The following is a 13,329-nucleotide window of genomic DNA, read 5'->3' as shown; positions in this document are numbered from 1 at the left end:
TGCTAATAATTTCATTGAAATACTAGCGCATTCTCTACCCAAGTACAGGCGCAAATCCGACATTGTGAACGAAAAACGCGGCCCGGATTGGGCCGCGTTCATCTACGTTGCTAAGGGATGCTTTAGTTCAGTGCCGCATCCGTGACTTGATGGGTCCAGGCACCGTCAGGCTGCTTGGTGATCACCGGATCCGAACCACCTGCAAGCAAAGTGCCCACGGTGCGTTCAAAATCTGCAGGGTCCAACGCGCCGTTTGAACCTGCCGTCAGTTTGGCAATCTCGCCCATCATGCGTTTCTGATGCTCTTCGGTTTGCGCACCGGTTTCGTCATTCTCCAGCACGATATCAGCCGCTTCATCCGGGTTTTCTTCGGCGTATTTCCACCCCTTCATCGAGGCACGAACGAAGCGCTCCATCTTACCGACAAAGGCTGCATCGCTCAGATTTTCCTCAAGTACATACAAGCCGTCTTCCAAGGTCGCGACGCCCTGGTCCTCGTATTTGAACGTCACCAGTTCTTCTGGCGCAACACCCGAGTCGATGACCTGCCAGTATTCATTATAGGTCATGGTGCTGATGCAATCGGCCTGACGCTGCAGTAGTGGATCGACGTTAAAGCCCTGCTTCAATACCTCAACACCGCTTTCGCTCTTGCCGCCGGTGTCGATGCCCAACTGGCTCATCCAGCTCATGAACGGGAATTCGTTGCCAAAGAACCAGACGCCCAGCGTGCGGTTCTTGAGGTCCGCGGGTTCTGCAATCCCGGCGTCTTTCCAGCAGGTCAGCATCATGCCCGAGCTTTTGAACGGCTGCGCGATATTGACCAAAGGCAGGCCTTTTTCCCGCGCGGCCAAAGCAGCAGGCATCCATTCGACGGTCACGTCAGCCCCACCGCCCGCGATCACCTGTGTTGGCGCAATGTCGGGTCCACCGGGCAGAATGGTGACGTCCAGCCCCTCTTCCTCGTAGAAGCCTTTGTCCTTGGCCACGTAGTAGCCTGCGAACTGCGCTTGCGTGACCCACTTGAGCTGTAACGTCACCTCATCCGCAGCAAGCGCTGCGCTGGCGGCCAGGCTAAAGGCGGCAACCGCCCCGCTGAGTAGCTTATTCATCTTCATTTCTCCTAGTTGCTAATTGCGCCCCGTTATCGGGATCTGTTGAAGTCTTTCCCTTATTATCCGCGTTGCGATGGATGCCAGAAGGTCACCGCCTTTTCGATCATGGCGACCAGACCATAAAACGCCGTGCCGGCCAGTGCAGCCACAACAATCTCGGCCCAGACCATGTCGAGCGACAATTGCCCGACGCTGGTCGATATCCGAAACCCCATACCCAACGTGGGCGAGCCAAAGAACTCTGCCACGATAGCGCCGATCAACGCCAGAGTGGTGGAAATCTTCAACCCGTTGAAAATGAACGGCATCGCGGCAGGCAGGCGAAGTTTCAGGAAGCTCTGCCAATAGCTTGCTGCATAGGTCTCCATCAGGTCGCGCTGCATGGTCGTGGCCTCGCGCAACCCGGCAACAGTGTTCACCAACATGGGGAAGAAAACCATGACCACCACCACGGCTGCCTTGGAATGCCAGTCGAACCCGAACCACATCACCAGAATGGGCGCGGTCCCGACGATCGGCAAGGCCGCCACGAAATTGCCAACCGGCAGTAAGCCAAGGCGTAGAAAATCCCAGCGATCCACTGCAATCGCCATCAGGAATGCCGCACCACAGCCGATGATGTAGCCACTGAACGCCCCTTTGATGATCGTCTGCACAAAATCCGCCCAGAGGATCGGCAAACTATCCCAGAAGCGATCCCAGATCACCGACGGCGCCGGCAGAATAACCAAGGACACTTCAAGCCCATTCACAAGCAATTCCCAGATCAAAATGACGGTCGCACCAAAGATCATCGGCGCCAGAAATCGCACCACCCTTGTGTCGGCATATGGTCCGCTGGCCAGTCGGCTGTTCAACCACCAACCCAGTATCCACACTCCGAAGGCACAAAAAACAAGTATCATTGCGCCATCCCCATCCGTCTGAGAATATTGCGCTCAAGGACACTCAGCACACCGACCAGACAGGCAGCCAGGATAGCCGCGGCAAAAAGGGCCGACCAAATCTGAACTGTCTGGCCATAATAGCTGCCCGCCAACAACCGCGCACCCAGCCCTGCGACAGCGCCAGTTGGCAGCTCTCCTACAATCGCGCCAACAAGGGACGCCGCGATACCGATTTTCAGCGACGTGAACAGGTAAGGCATCGACGCGGGCAGACGCAGTTTCCAGAACCCCTGCCCTTTGGTTGCGCTATAGGTCTGCAGAAGATCAAGTTGCATTGCATCCGGGCTCCGCAAGCCTTTTACCATCCCAACGACGACAGGAAAAAAGCTCAGATAGGCCGAAATCACCGCCTTGGGAATAATCCCCTGAATGCCCACCGAATACAAAACCACGATGATCATCGGCGCCAACGCAATGATCGGAATGGTTTGACTGACGATAGCCCAGGGCATGACTGACAGGTCCATCACTCGGCTATGCACGATCCCTACAGCCAACAGAATGCCGAGCCCTGTGCCTATCGCAAAACCAAGCATTGTCGCGCTGAGCGTGACCCAAGCGTGGTAGATCAGGGACCGTTTAGAGGTGATCTTCTTCAGTATCGTCGTCTCCCACAGTTCTACCGCGACCTGATGCGGTGCAGGCAGACGCGGACGGTCTTGCGCCCATGTGGCCGGAATGGCGAAGCTGTTGTTCAGCGTCAAACCAATCTCGCTCATATCCCGACGCTCTTTAGCCGACGGCGGCTGCACTTCGGCCCCGCCGCGTTCCAGTTCCGTCAGAACGCCTTTGATGTTCATGGGAACACAGGAGCCATACCAAAGCGCGACAATCGCGGCGATCACGGTTAGGACTGCAACGACTTGCTTCATGCGCGCCACTCCATCCGAACAACCGGCAGCGTCTCGGGCGGCGTTGGTGGTTCCGTTCCCGTCACCTTGAACCCCTCGCGTCGATAGAATTTTTGCGCCGATTTGTTTGGCTCATGGGTCGTCAACCAAAGGTAGTTGCGACCTGTTTTCGCTTTGTCTAACAATTGCTTACCGATCCCCCTTCCGGTTCGCAGACAGTACAGAGCACCGACTTTATGACCCTTGGGGTCAACAGACATATAACAATCCACCGGATCGCCAGCGACCCATATTTCCCGGCTTGGAAAAGCCTCACGGATCAAACCCGCCATCACGTCCTCTGGCAGCTCGTCCGGCATCCAATCAGTCTGTGCTGCCCACGTCGAGATGACATGCGCACAGGCCGAAACATCATCCTGCGTCGCTCTTCTTATGTCGACGCTTCCCATCAGACGTCATCTCCGTGCCCGGCACGCAAACCCTCGCGGACGCGGTGGGCGATTTCGATAAACTCCGGCGAATCCCGAATATCCAGCGGCCTTTCCTTGGGCAGTGGGCTGTCGATCACATCGGTGATACGCCCCGGCCGCGGGCTCATCACCACGATCTTGGTGCTCAGGTAGACCGCCTCTGGGATCGAGTGCGTAACGAACCCGATGGTCTTTTCAGTGCGCGCCCAAAGAGCCAGCAGTTGCTCGTTCAGGTGATCGCGCACAATCTCATCCAGCGCCCCAAAAGGTTCGTCCATGAGAAGAATGTCAGCATCAAATGCCAGCGCACGCGCAATGCTGGCGCGTTGCTGCATACCCCCAGACAACTGCCACGGAAATTTCCCGCCAAACCCTTCTAGATCAACAAGTTCGAGGACGTTCCTGACCCTCTCTTCTTGCTCCGCAGCCGAGTACCCCATGATCTCAAGCGGCAGTTTGACGTTCTTGGCAATGGTCCGCCATGGGTAAAGACCCGCAGCCTGAAACACATAACCATAGGCGCGGTTCCGACGCGCTTCATCAGGGGTCATGCCGTTAACAGTCAACGATCCGCCTGTGGGCGTTTCGAGGGCAGCAATGCAACGCAAGAAAGTGGTTTTGCCGCACCCAGACGGCCCAATAAAGCTGACAAACTCACCTTTGTTGATCGTCAGACCCACATCTTTCAGTGCATGAATAGGGCCATCATTCGTCTGGAACGTCAGGTCCAGTTGCCTCGCCTCGATGACAGGCTGGGTCGTGCTTTCAGTATTCATTCCATTGCCTTGAAAAGAGTTGGCTTAGGGTCGCAAGATATGCGACCCGTGCACATCATACGCCTGTTGCCGGTATTCCAGACCGCTCAACCGGTCGCGGCGCGGTCAGCTCTTTCCATGTGCTCAACGCCTTGTTTACATGCGTGTTTGCCTCGCGCGCAACAAAATCACCATGTCCTTCTTGCGTGCGAACCTCACCGTCATGCACCGCGACCTGTCCACGTGTCAGGGTGAACCGTGGCAGGCCCTTGATCTCCTTGCCCTCAAACACGTTGTAGTCGATCGAAGATTGCTGGTTATCTGCGCTGATCGTCTTGGATTTCTCAGGATCCCAGACAACGATATCCGCATCTGATCCAACAAGAACCGCGCCCTTTTTCGGATAACAATTCAATATCTTGGCGATGTTAGTTGAGGTGACAGCGACAAACTCGTTCGGTGTCAGCCGTCCGGTATCCACCCCATGTGTCCACAGCATCGGCATCCGATCCTCCAGACCTCCGGTGCCGTTCGGTATCTTTGTGAAGTCCCCAACACCAGAGCGTTTCTGTTCGGTCGTAAAGGCGCAGTGATCCGTGGCCACGACACTTAGCGACCCGGATTGTAATCCAGCCCACAGGCTGTCTTGATGCCGTTTGTTCCGGAAGGGTGGCGACATTACGCGCCGCGCCGCATGATCCCAATCCTGGTTGAAGTATTCGCTTTCATCCAGTGTCAGATGCTGGATCAATGGCTCGCCCCACACCCGCTTACCCTGCATCCGTGCGCGGCGGATGGCCTCATGCGAATCCTCGCAGGACGTGTGCACGACATACAGCGGCACACCCGCCATATCGGCGATCATGATGGCCCGATTGGTCGCCTCACCCTCTACTTGTGGCGGACGGGAATAGGCGTGTCCCTCAGGCCCGCTATTGCCTTCGGCCAGCAACTTCGCACTTAGCTCGGCAACCACATCACCATTCTCGGCATGAACCATTGCGATCCCGCCGAGTTCGGCTAACCGTTGAAACGACGCGTAAAGCTCGTCATCATTGACCATCAACGCGCCTTTGTAAGCCATGAAATGCTTGAATGTGTTGATGCCGCGTGTCTCGATCACCGTCTTGATGTCATCAAACACCTGTTCGCCCCACCAGGTCACGGCCATATGAAACGAATAATCGCAATTCGCACGCGTCGATTTGTTGTCCCAGCGCTTCAGGGCGTCCAACAAGCTCTCGCCCGGGTTCGGCAGGGCAAAATCGACCACCATCGTGGTCCCGCCCGCCAACGCCGCGCGTGTTCCGCTTTCGAAATCATCACTGGAATAGGTGCCCATGAACGGCATTTCCAGATGCGTGTGCGGGTCGATCCCTCCGGGCATCACGTAACAGCCCGTGGCATCCAGTTCCTTGTCACCTTTCAGATCCCGCCCTATTTCGGTGATGACGCCGCCTTCGACCATAACATCTGCTTTATATGTCAGGTCGGCGGTAACGACGGTTCCGTTCTTGATCACAGTGCTCATTTTCAACTCCCTGATGCGGTCTGCGCCGCTCGCTTCATCTGGCCAGAAATATCCCGGGGGAGTCGCCCAAAGGGCGACGGGGGCAGCGCCCCCTATTCTACAATCTCTGCCGTTTCGACGACGGCATGAAACAGGACATCCGCCCCAGCTGTGGCCCAGTCTTTGCTAATCTCTTCGGCCTCGTTATGGCTCAGCCCATCGACGCACGGGCACATGACCATTGCCGTCGGCGCCACCCGGTTGATCCAGCATGCATCATGCCCCGCGCCCGAGATGATGTCGGTATGGGAATAGCCCAACCGCTCTGCAGCGCTGCGCACTGCAGCCACGCATGTCTCGTCGAACGTCACGGGATCAAACCCGCCAACCTTCTCGAACTCGATCTGCAAACCCATTTCTTCGACGATGTCTTCTGCCGCGACGTGCAGTCTGTTTTCCATATCCGTGATCACGTCCAGATCAGGCGACCGCAGATCGACCGTGAACACCACCTTGCCTGGAATGACGTTACGCGAATTCGGATAGACATCGATATGCCCGGCCGCACCAACAGCATGCGGCGCGTGGGACCACGCGATTTCATCCACTTTCTCCAAGACCCGTGCCATCGCCAGACCAGCATTCTTACGCATCGGCATCGGAGTTGACCCGGTATGTGCATCCTTGCCGGTGATGGTGATTTGCGTCCAGCTTAGGCCCTGCCCGTGCGTGACGACACCGATGTCCTTTTCTTCGGCCTCAAGGATCGGCCCTTGTTCAATATGCAGCTCGAAAAAAGCGTGCATCTTGCGTGCGCCAACCTCTTCATCGCCGCGCCAGCCGATCCGGTTTAACTCATCGCCGAACTTTTTCCCCTCGGCATCCTCGCGGTCATAGGCCCAATCCTGCGTGTGCATGCCGGCAAAGACGCCCGAAGACAACATAGCCGGGGCATAGCGCGTGCCCTCTTCATTAGTCCAGTTGGTCGCAATGATCGGGTGTTTCGTCTTGATGCCCAAATCGTTAAGGGTCCGAATGATCTCCAATCCGCCCAGTACCCCCAGCACACCGTCATACTTCCCGCCGGTCGGCTGCGTATCCAGATGCGATCCGACATAGACCGGCAAAGCCTCAGGCTCGGTGCCTTCGCGCCGGGCAAACATGTTGCCCATCTGGTCCAAACCCATTGTGCATCCAGCGTCCTCGCACCACTTCTGGAACAGCGTGCGCCCTTCGGCGTCATCATCTGTCAATGTCTGGCGATTGTTCCCGCCCGCAACACCGGGGCCGATCTTGGCCATCTCCATCAGGCTATCCCATAGCCTGTCGCCATTGATCCTGAGATTCTGCGCCGGAGCTGCCATAGTCTTTCCCCTGTTGCTTGCGATTTGGCTCGCTTTTGGTGTCTTGATTTGACCATCTGGTCAAACTCACGCTATCACGGGTTCGACATCAGTCAAGAAATTGCGCGACACAGCCGAAATTTTCGGCGTATTTCGTACCTGCTTGACGGAAAAAGAGACACGCTGGAAACATGCCCAAAGACCGCGCACCGACCCGAATACAGAAAAAGAATCGCGCCGCGATTATCGAGGCCGCCCTGAACGTGTTTTCAGCGCATGGATTTCGCGGTGCAACCGTAGACCAGATTGCGGCTGAAGCAGGTCTGAGTAAGCCAAACCTATTGTATTACTTCCCGTCGAAAGAGGCGATCCACACTGCCTTGCTATCCGGCTTGCTTGAGGTCTGGCTTGCCCCGTTACATGATCTGGATGAAACCGGAGACCCGCTGCAGGAAATCCTGTCCTACATTCATCGCAAGCTTCAGATGAGTCGCGAGTTACCAAGGGAAAGCCGCCTGTTCGCCAACGAACTGGTGCAGGGCGCGCCGCGCATTCACGAGGCATTGTCGAATGACCTGAGGGTTTTGGTCGATGAGAAATCCAAGATCCTGACCCATTGGATGGACCAGGGAAAGATTGCTCGTCTTCACCCCCATCACCTGATCTTCTCAATCTGGGCGCTGACGCAGCATTACGCTGATTTTGACGTGCAAGTCCGGGCAATCCTTGGGGATGAAGATCCATTTGAAGGTGCTGAACCGTTCATTGATACCTTGTACCGAAAGCTCCTCACCCCATGAAAAAAGGGCCGTGAACCGGCCCCTTTTGTCGAGTATTCATAGTGGATCCCGTCACTCAGCAGCTTTCGCCATTGGGTTGTTGGGATGCGTCGTCCAGTTGGCGTATTCTGGCTGCACAACGTTTCCTGTGCGCGGATCAACTTCACCTGCATCCATCGGCACCATCGAGATGCACCCCTCGACCGGGCACACATCCACGCAGAGGTTACAGGCGACGCATTCTTCATCGATCACTTCAAACACGCGATCAGGTGACATTGCAATTGCCTGATGACTGGTGTCCTCGCAGGCCGCGTAGCACCGCCCGCATTTGATGCATTGATCCTGATCGATCTTCGCCTTGGCGATGTAGTTGAGGTTCAGATACTGCCAGTCCGTCACATTCGGAACCGCGCGCCCGACAACTTCAGAGACGTTGGAATAACCTTTTTCATCCATCCATTCAGACAGCCCAGCAGTCAGTTCGTCAATAATCTTGAAACCATATGTCATGGCCGCCGTGCAGACCTGAACATTGCCGCAGCCCAGCGAGATGAACTCTGCCGCGTCACGCCAAGTGGTCACGCCACCGATGCCAGAAATCGGCAAACCATGCGTTTCAGGATCGCGGGCGATCTCGGACACCATCGACAACGCAATCGGCTTGACCGCCGGACCGCAATAGCCGCCATGGCTGCCCTTTCCGTCAATCGAAGGCTCGGGGCTGAAGGTGTCCAGATCGACGCTGGTGATCGAATTAATCGTGTTGATCAGCGATACCGCATCCGCACCACCATTCTTGGCTGCGGCGGCTGGTTTACGAACATCGGTGATATTAGGCGTCAACTTCACGATGACCGGCCGATCATAGTATTTTTTGCACCACCGGGTGACCATCTCGATGTATTCCGGCACCTGCCCGACGGCGGCGCCCATACCGCGCTCGCTCATCCCGTGGGGGCAGCCAAAGTTCAATTCGATCCCGTCCGCCCCGGTTTCTTCGACGCGCGGCAGGATGGCTTTCCACGCCTCTTCCTCGCACGGCACCATGATCGAAGCGATCAGCGCGCGATCCGGGTAGTCGGCTTTCACGCGGGCCATTTCTTCAAGGTTCACTTCAAGCGGTCGGTCCGTGATCAGTTCAATGTTGTTGAGACCCAGCAACCGACGATCCGCGCCGTAAATGGCCCCATAACGCGGACCGTTCACGTTTACGACCGGCGGCCCTTCGGACCCCAGAGTTTTCCAGACGACACCACCCCATCCGGCCTCGAAGGCGCGGCGGACGTTGTATTCCTTGTCGGTCGGCGGTGCCGAGGCCAGCCAGTATGGGTTAGGGCTGGAAATTCCCAGAAAGTCAGTTGTCAGATTGGCCATGGGTACTCCTTCCCGGCTCCTCAGCCGGTTTTCTTGAAAATCATTTCCGTCGGGCGAATGCGCCCGGCTTCAAGGTTTGCGACATAGTTTTGGAATTTCTCAGGCGCTGTCTCACCCATCATCAGATGGATACCCAGCGGCGCTGGTCCGCTTTCGGCAACGCGTGCAAAAACCTCTTGGAAAAATGCGATCGCGAATTCTGTGCGATCGTTTTCTGCGACCAGTTCCATGCCCGCAGCTGCCGCCGCGTCTTTGTAAACGTCAGGCGCGTCGACGAATGACGTTTCAGGCAGCGTCGACCAGGGCAATGGGAACGCCAGCGGTTCGTCAACGGACCCACCCATAACATCAAACAGCGCGAAGGTTCCGCCTGTGGCGAGTACGCGCGACACTTCGGAAAACAGCCCGGCCTTGTCATCGATATTCATGCCGACATGCAACATCACGGCCAGGTCGAAACCTGCATCCGGAACTGGCAGATCCAACGCACTGCCTACCACAAAGGTCATCTTTTGTGACAGGCCCACAAGGTCGCTAAGCGCAATCGCCGTCTCGACAAACTCCGGTGTCAGATCAACGCCGGTGACGTTCGAGTCGTAATGATCCACGACGTACCGCGACGTACCACCAATGCCGCAGCCGATATCCAGCACGCGCGTGGCGTGGGTTGGTGCGAGTTGGGCAAACAAATGATCCGTCGCCGCAACCCCGCCAGTGTGGAACTCATCACCAGCCTTCAGGTCCGCAACCGTCGCCGCATCAGGATCAACGCCACTGGCCTGCAAGGCTTCGCGCACCCGTTCTGTCAGGGCACCGGTTGTGTAATGTTGAGCAACTGCATCTTCGATCTGGGACATGAGGGTACCTCAGCGATATGGGAGAGTTTGATGTCTCACCCTATCACGAAACAAGCATTGCGTTGATGTCCATCGCGGCGTCCCGGCCTTCGGCAACTGCTGTCACGGTCAGGTCTTCCCCGCCTGCAGCACAGTCTCCGCCCGCCCAGACACCAGAAATCGACGTTCGCCCTGCACCGCTGACAGCGATCTTGTTTCCGTCCAGCGTCAACCCTTCCGGCGCGCCTTCCAGCGTCTGACCAATCGCCTTGAAGACCTGATCCGCCTGCACCCGGATGGTTTCTCCGGTCCCCGACAACTGTCCGTCTTGGCTGGATGTGTACTCAAGTTCGATCTCTGCCGCGGCGCCATTTCCATGGACTGCAACTGGCTGAACGTTGGTCATGATCCGCACCCCATGCGAGGCTGCAAGGTGCTGTTCGTACCGGCTCGCTCCCATCGCGTCGCGACCGCGACGATAAGCAATCGTCACTTGCTCTGCGCCCAGAAGCTTGGATTTCACGGCCGCGTCTACGGCTGTCATTCCACCGCCGATCACCACGACGTTACGCCCGACTGGGAGATGTGCCAGATCTGACGCCTGCCGCACGTCCGAGATAAAATCGACGGCATGCCGCACGCCGTCTTTCTCGGCACCCTGCGACCGCAGAGCGTTCACCCCCGCCAGTCCAATGGATAGGAATACCGCGTCATAGTTTGCCTGCAGCCCCTCCAATGAGATCGTCTCACCCAGAATCGATCCAGTCTCGATTGCGATACCGCCGATCTTCAGCAGCCAATCAACCTCGGCCTGGGCAAAATCATTGGTCGATTTATAGGCCGCGATCCCATATTCGTTCAGGCCGCCGGGCTTGGGCTTGGTCTCGTGGATCACCACGTCATGGCCCAACATCGCCAAACGGTGCGCACAGGCCAGGCCCGCAGGCCCTGCCCCAATCACCGCGATCGTCTTACCGGTCACCGGCGCGCGTTCGAAAGGATGTTCACCCGTAGTCATCAGGTCATCGGTGGCAAAGCGCTGCAAGCGTCCGATCTCAACCGGTTTACCTTCGGCTGCTTCGCGGACGCAGGCTTCTTCGCACAGTGTCTCTGTCGGACACACGCGGGCGCACATGCCACCCAGAATGTTCTGCTCCATGATTGTGCGCCCAGCAGCCTGTGGCTGACCTGCCTGAATCTGGCGAATGAAAAGTGGTATATCGATATCCGTCGGACAAGCCGTGATACATGGCGCGTCGTAGCAAAAATAACAGCGATCAGCCGCAACCGCAGCTTCGTGCGGCGCCAGCGGCGCATGCAGATCGGCGAAATTTGAGGTCAGCTCATCGCTGGAAAGCCGCCCGGAGACAATGCCGGGTGCCATCTGGCCCTGTGCCATCACTCTACTCCCTGTAGATATGTTTGTTGTGGCATCAGCTTGCCACATTCTCATTTTTTATCAATTGGTAAAATTTGCCAAATGGTCAAAAAATGAAAAATCCGGGCTACAGACCCGGATTCACGCGAAATTTGCCTGAATTTCGTGCGGATGTTAGCTCAAACCATGCTGCTCAGGTGACCGGATTTGACCCAAACACGTGCTCCGCCCTCGCCAGCGACGGCCTGAGACTGCGTTCCCGGCGGCAGGCGCAGCCAGTCCCAGGCAACGAATTCTTCCTCTCCTTCAGCAAAACTGCCGTCGACGACAAAGACTTCCAGCCCCTGATCGGCATCCAATTGCACGACCTCACCGGCGTGCCAGGTTTGAATACGTACATCTTCATGGGCATCCTCGAACAGGTGCAGGTCATCGTCACCGTTGATCGAGCGATGGACTTCTGTTCGGTCTTGCGGATCGAACTGGTGCAACTTGACCAGAATCGTCGCGCCTGCCGTCGCTGATGGGCTGTGCGACGTGGTCGGCGGGTTGCGAACATAGCTGCCGACTGGGAAATCTCCGCTTTCATCCTGAAACACGCCGTCCAGAACCAAATACTCCTCTCCGCCATCATGCGTATGCGCGGCAAAGGCACTGCCGGGGGCAAACCGTACGATGGTGGTCGCACGCGCAACCTCGTCTCCGATCCGGTCCAGCATCTTTCGTTCTACCCCGGTTGCGGGAGACGCTACCCAATCAGTCTCATTAAAATGGACCGCAACACGCTTGGTGAAGTCTGCATTGACCCGCATCGTCTCTCTCCTGAACAGTCGTCTTGTCCCAAAATGGGTTGGTTTGAGCGAAATTCAAACCAACATCTTTTGACGCCCCTTGTTGCTTACTGTAATTCCGATGATAGGGGGTCGGAAAACAGACCCCCAACAGGATCGGGCGGGAATGCAGGCACCTACGCAGAAATTCAACATCGTTGTCATTGGGCAAAACAACCGCTTGCAATACGAAGCGGTATTGTTTGCAGCATCCCTGAGGTATTCGTCACCCGGATTCGAAGGGAAACTGTACGTCGCCACGCCCAATCCAGGACCGCGCTGGAACCAGAACCCAAGCCTTCAAAACGAAGATGTTCTAAAGGTATTGGGTCAACTGGATGCCGAGATATTACCATTTGACTCTCACGTCTTCGGTGAAAGCTACCCCTATGGCAACAAGATCGAAGCGCTTCTGGCCATGCCCGAAGGGGAACCGTTTGTTTTCTTTGATACCGACACTCTGATCACGGGCGATCTGAATACTGTGCCATTTGATTTCGACCGCCCCGGCGCGTCGTTAAAGGTCGAAGGAACGTGGCCCAAGCCAACCCTTTACGGGCCCGGGTTTGACGGGATCTGGCATGCACTCTACCACCGTTTCGGGCTGGATTTCGAAAGCTCTTTGGACACCAGCCAGCCGTATGATCACTGGCGTCGATACCTGTATTTCAATGCGGGGTTTTTCTTCTATAAATGCCCACGTCAGTTCGGAGAGCGGTTTTTGGAATACGCTCTGGCAATCCGCAACGAAGGTATACCCGAGTTGGTTGGACAGAATCTTAACCCGTGGCTGGACCAGGCAGCCCTGCCCCTGGTCATCCATTCTTTTGATGGCGGGCGTGATGCCCTGCCCGATGGCTTGCTGGATGGTTCGGTCAGCTGTCACTATCGCCTGTTTCCCCTGCTTTACGCCCGCGAAAGCGATCATGTGATCGAGGTACTGGAAACGGTAGTGGCACCGAACAAAGTGAAGAAAGTTCTAAAAAACTACGAACCTTTAAAAAAGCTGGTGGTTCAGGGCAAAGGTAAGAAAATTCGCGAAATGTTCGATCAGGATAATCTGCCAAAACGCGAACAGGTCTTTCGCAACAGGATCAAAAGCAAAGGTTTATGGATGCGCTGATAGGATCGTTGTGCG

13 protein-coding genes are annotated in these 13,329 nt (G+C 56.4%); 2 read left to right on the top strand and 11 right to left on the bottom strand.

Annotated elements, in window-relative coordinates; all coding sequences use genetic code 11:
• Nucleotides 1-122 precede the first annotated feature (122 nt).
• From D9K61_RS21105 to D9K61_RS21075, 7 genes are all read right to left on the bottom strand, one after another.
• Complete coding sequence (locus tag D9K61_RS21105) at nucleotides 123-1,112, bottom strand: ABC transporter substrate-binding protein (protein ID WP_120635639.1); 990 nt, start codon at nucleotides 1,110-1,112, stop codon at nucleotides 123-125.
• A gap of 62 nt (nucleotides 1,113-1,174) precedes the next feature.
• Nucleotides 1,175-2,020: an ABC transporter permease gene (locus tag D9K61_RS21100; RefSeq protein ID WP_120635177.1), complete on the bottom strand. Its 846-nt coding sequence runs from the start codon at nucleotides 2,018-2,020 to the stop codon at nucleotides 1,175-1,177.
• Nucleotides 2,017-2,934 carry an ABC transporter permease gene (locus D9K61_RS21095; protein WP_120635176.1) on the bottom strand — a complete coding sequence of 306 codons (918 nt, stop codon included), beginning with the start codon at nucleotides 2,932-2,934 and terminating at the stop codon, nucleotides 2,017-2,019. Before D9K61_RS21095 ends, D9K61_RS21100 begins: the two co-directional genes overlap by 4 nt.
• Nucleotides 2,931-3,362 (bottom strand): GNAT family N-acetyltransferase, encoded by a 432-nt coding sequence (locus D9K61_RS21090; protein ID WP_120635175.1) that lies wholly within the window; start codon nucleotides 3,360-3,362, stop codon nucleotides 2,931-2,933. The genes D9K61_RS21095 and D9K61_RS21090 overlap by 4 nt, the downstream gene beginning before the upstream one ends.
• Nucleotides 3,362-4,159 (bottom strand): ABC transporter ATP-binding protein, encoded by a 798-nt coding sequence (locus D9K61_RS21085; protein ID WP_120635174.1) that lies wholly within the window; start codon nucleotides 4,157-4,159, stop codon nucleotides 3,362-3,364. Before D9K61_RS21085 ends, D9K61_RS21090 begins: the two co-directional genes overlap by 1 nt.
• 55 nt (nucleotides 4,160-4,214) lie before the next feature.
• Nucleotides 4,215-5,669, bottom strand: coding sequence for a dihydropyrimidinase (gene hydA / locus D9K61_RS21080; RefSeq protein ID WP_120635173.1), 1,455 nt, complete (start codon nucleotides 5,667-5,669; stop codon nucleotides 4,215-4,217).
• A 92-nt stretch (nucleotides 5,670-5,761) separates the two neighbouring features.
• On the bottom strand, nucleotides 5,762-7,012 hold the full coding sequence (locus D9K61_RS21075; protein WP_120635172.1) for a Zn-dependent hydrolase: 1,251 nt from the start codon (nucleotides 7,010-7,012) through the stop codon (nucleotides 5,762-5,764).
• Between the two features lie 170 nt (nucleotides 7,013-7,182).
• Here D9K61_RS21075 and D9K61_RS21070 point away from each other — a divergent pair, with 170 nt between their 5' ends.
• Nucleotides 7,183-7,791 carry a TetR family transcriptional regulator C-terminal domain-containing protein gene (locus D9K61_RS21070; RefSeq protein ID WP_120635171.1) on the top strand — a complete coding sequence of 203 codons (609 nt, stop codon included), beginning with the start codon at nucleotides 7,183-7,185 and terminating at the stop codon, nucleotides 7,789-7,791.
• 51 nt (nucleotides 7,792-7,842) lie between these two features.
• Here the strand turns inward: D9K61_RS21070 and preA are convergent, their stop codons facing one another.
• The 4 genes from preA to D9K61_RS21050 all read right to left on the bottom strand — a co-directional run bounded on the left by preA (nucleotide 7,843) and on the right by D9K61_RS21050 (nucleotide 12,173).
• Nucleotides 7,843-9,147, bottom strand: a complete 1,305-nt coding sequence (gene preA / locus D9K61_RS21065) for an NAD-dependent dihydropyrimidine dehydrogenase subunit PreA (protein WP_120635170.1) — start codon at nucleotides 9,145-9,147, stop codon at nucleotides 7,843-7,845.
• A gap of 20 nt (nucleotides 9,148-9,167) precedes the next feature.
• Nucleotides 9,168-10,004, bottom strand: a complete 837-nt coding sequence (locus D9K61_RS21060) for a methyltransferase domain-containing protein (RefSeq protein WP_120635169.1) — start codon at nucleotides 10,002-10,004, stop codon at nucleotides 9,168-9,170.
• Between the two features lie 43 nt (nucleotides 10,005-10,047).
• On the bottom strand, nucleotides 10,048-11,382 hold the full coding sequence (locus D9K61_RS21055) for an NAD(P)-dependent oxidoreductase (protein ID WP_120635168.1): 1,335 nt from the start codon (nucleotides 11,380-11,382) through the stop codon (nucleotides 10,048-10,050).
• Between the two features lie 158 nt (nucleotides 11,383-11,540).
• On the bottom strand, nucleotides 11,541-12,173 hold the full coding sequence (locus D9K61_RS21050; RefSeq protein ID WP_120635167.1) for a cupin domain-containing protein: 633 nt from the start codon (nucleotides 12,171-12,173) through the stop codon (nucleotides 11,541-11,543).
• Nucleotides 12,174-12,318: 145 nt separating this feature from the next.
• Between D9K61_RS21050 and D9K61_RS21045 the strand changes: the two genes are divergently transcribed.
• Nucleotides 12,319-13,314, top strand: a complete 996-nt coding sequence (locus D9K61_RS21045) for a hypothetical protein (protein ID WP_120635638.1) — start codon at nucleotides 12,319-12,321, stop codon at nucleotides 13,312-13,314.
• Nucleotides 13,315-13,329: the final 15 nt, after the last annotated feature.

Origin of the sequence: Ruegeria sp. EL01 (assembly GCF_900313035.1) — a bacterium.
In the GTDB taxonomy this organism is placed as follows: Bacteria; Pseudomonadota; Alphaproteobacteria; order Rhodobacterales; family Rhodobacteraceae; genus Ruegeria.
Note: the sequence above shows the minus strand (reverse complement) of the source record. Positions and strands in the feature narration are given on the sequence as shown.

Excerpts from the sequence above, each read along its gene's own strand:
- D9K61_RS21045 (WP_120635638.1), top strand. The coding sequence starts at position 12,319 with ATGCAGGCACCTACGCAGAAATTCAACATCGTTGTCATTGGGCAAAAC.
- D9K61_RS21055 (WP_120635168.1), bottom strand. The coding sequence starts at position 11,382 with ATGGCACAGGGCCAGATGGCACCCGGCATTGTCTCCGGGCGGCTTTCC.
- D9K61_RS21050 (WP_120635167.1), bottom strand. The coding sequence starts at position 12,173 with ATGCGGGTCAATGCAGACTTCACCAAGCGTGTTGCGGTCCATTTTAAT.
- hydA (WP_120635173.1), bottom strand. The coding sequence starts at position 5,669 with ATGAGCACTGTGATCAAGAACGGAACCGTCGTTACCGCCGACCTGACA.
- D9K61_RS21105 (WP_120635639.1), bottom strand. The coding sequence starts at position 1,112 with ATGAATAAGCTACTCAGCGGGGCGGTTGCCGCCTTTAGCCTGGCCGCC.
- D9K61_RS21090 (WP_120635175.1), bottom strand. The coding sequence starts at position 3,362 with ATGGGAAGCGTCGACATAAGAAGAGCGACGCAGGATGATGTTTCGGCC.
- D9K61_RS21085 (WP_120635174.1), bottom strand. The coding sequence starts at position 4,159 with ATGAATACTGAAAGCACGACCCAGCCTGTCATCGAGGCGAGGCAACTG.
- preA (WP_120635170.1), bottom strand. The coding sequence starts at position 9,147 with ATGGCCAATCTGACAACTGACTTTCTGGGAATTTCCAGCCCTAACCCA.
- D9K61_RS21075 (WP_120635172.1), bottom strand. The coding sequence starts at position 7,012 with ATGGCAGCTCCGGCGCAGAATCTCAGGATCAATGGCGACAGGCTATGG.
- D9K61_RS21060 (WP_120635169.1), bottom strand. The coding sequence starts at position 10,004 with ATGTCCCAGATCGAAGATGCAGTTGCTCAACATTACACAACCGGTGCC.
- D9K61_RS21095 (WP_120635176.1), bottom strand. The coding sequence starts at position 2,934 with ATGAAGCAAGTCGTTGCAGTCCTAACCGTGATCGCCGCGATTGTCGCG.
- D9K61_RS21100 (WP_120635177.1), bottom strand. The coding sequence starts at position 2,020 with ATGATACTTGTTTTTTGTGCCTTCGGAGTGTGGATACTGGGTTGGTGG.
- D9K61_RS21070 (WP_120635171.1), top strand. The coding sequence starts at position 7,183 with ATGCCCAAAGACCGCGCACCGACCCGAATACAGAAAAAGAATCGCGCC.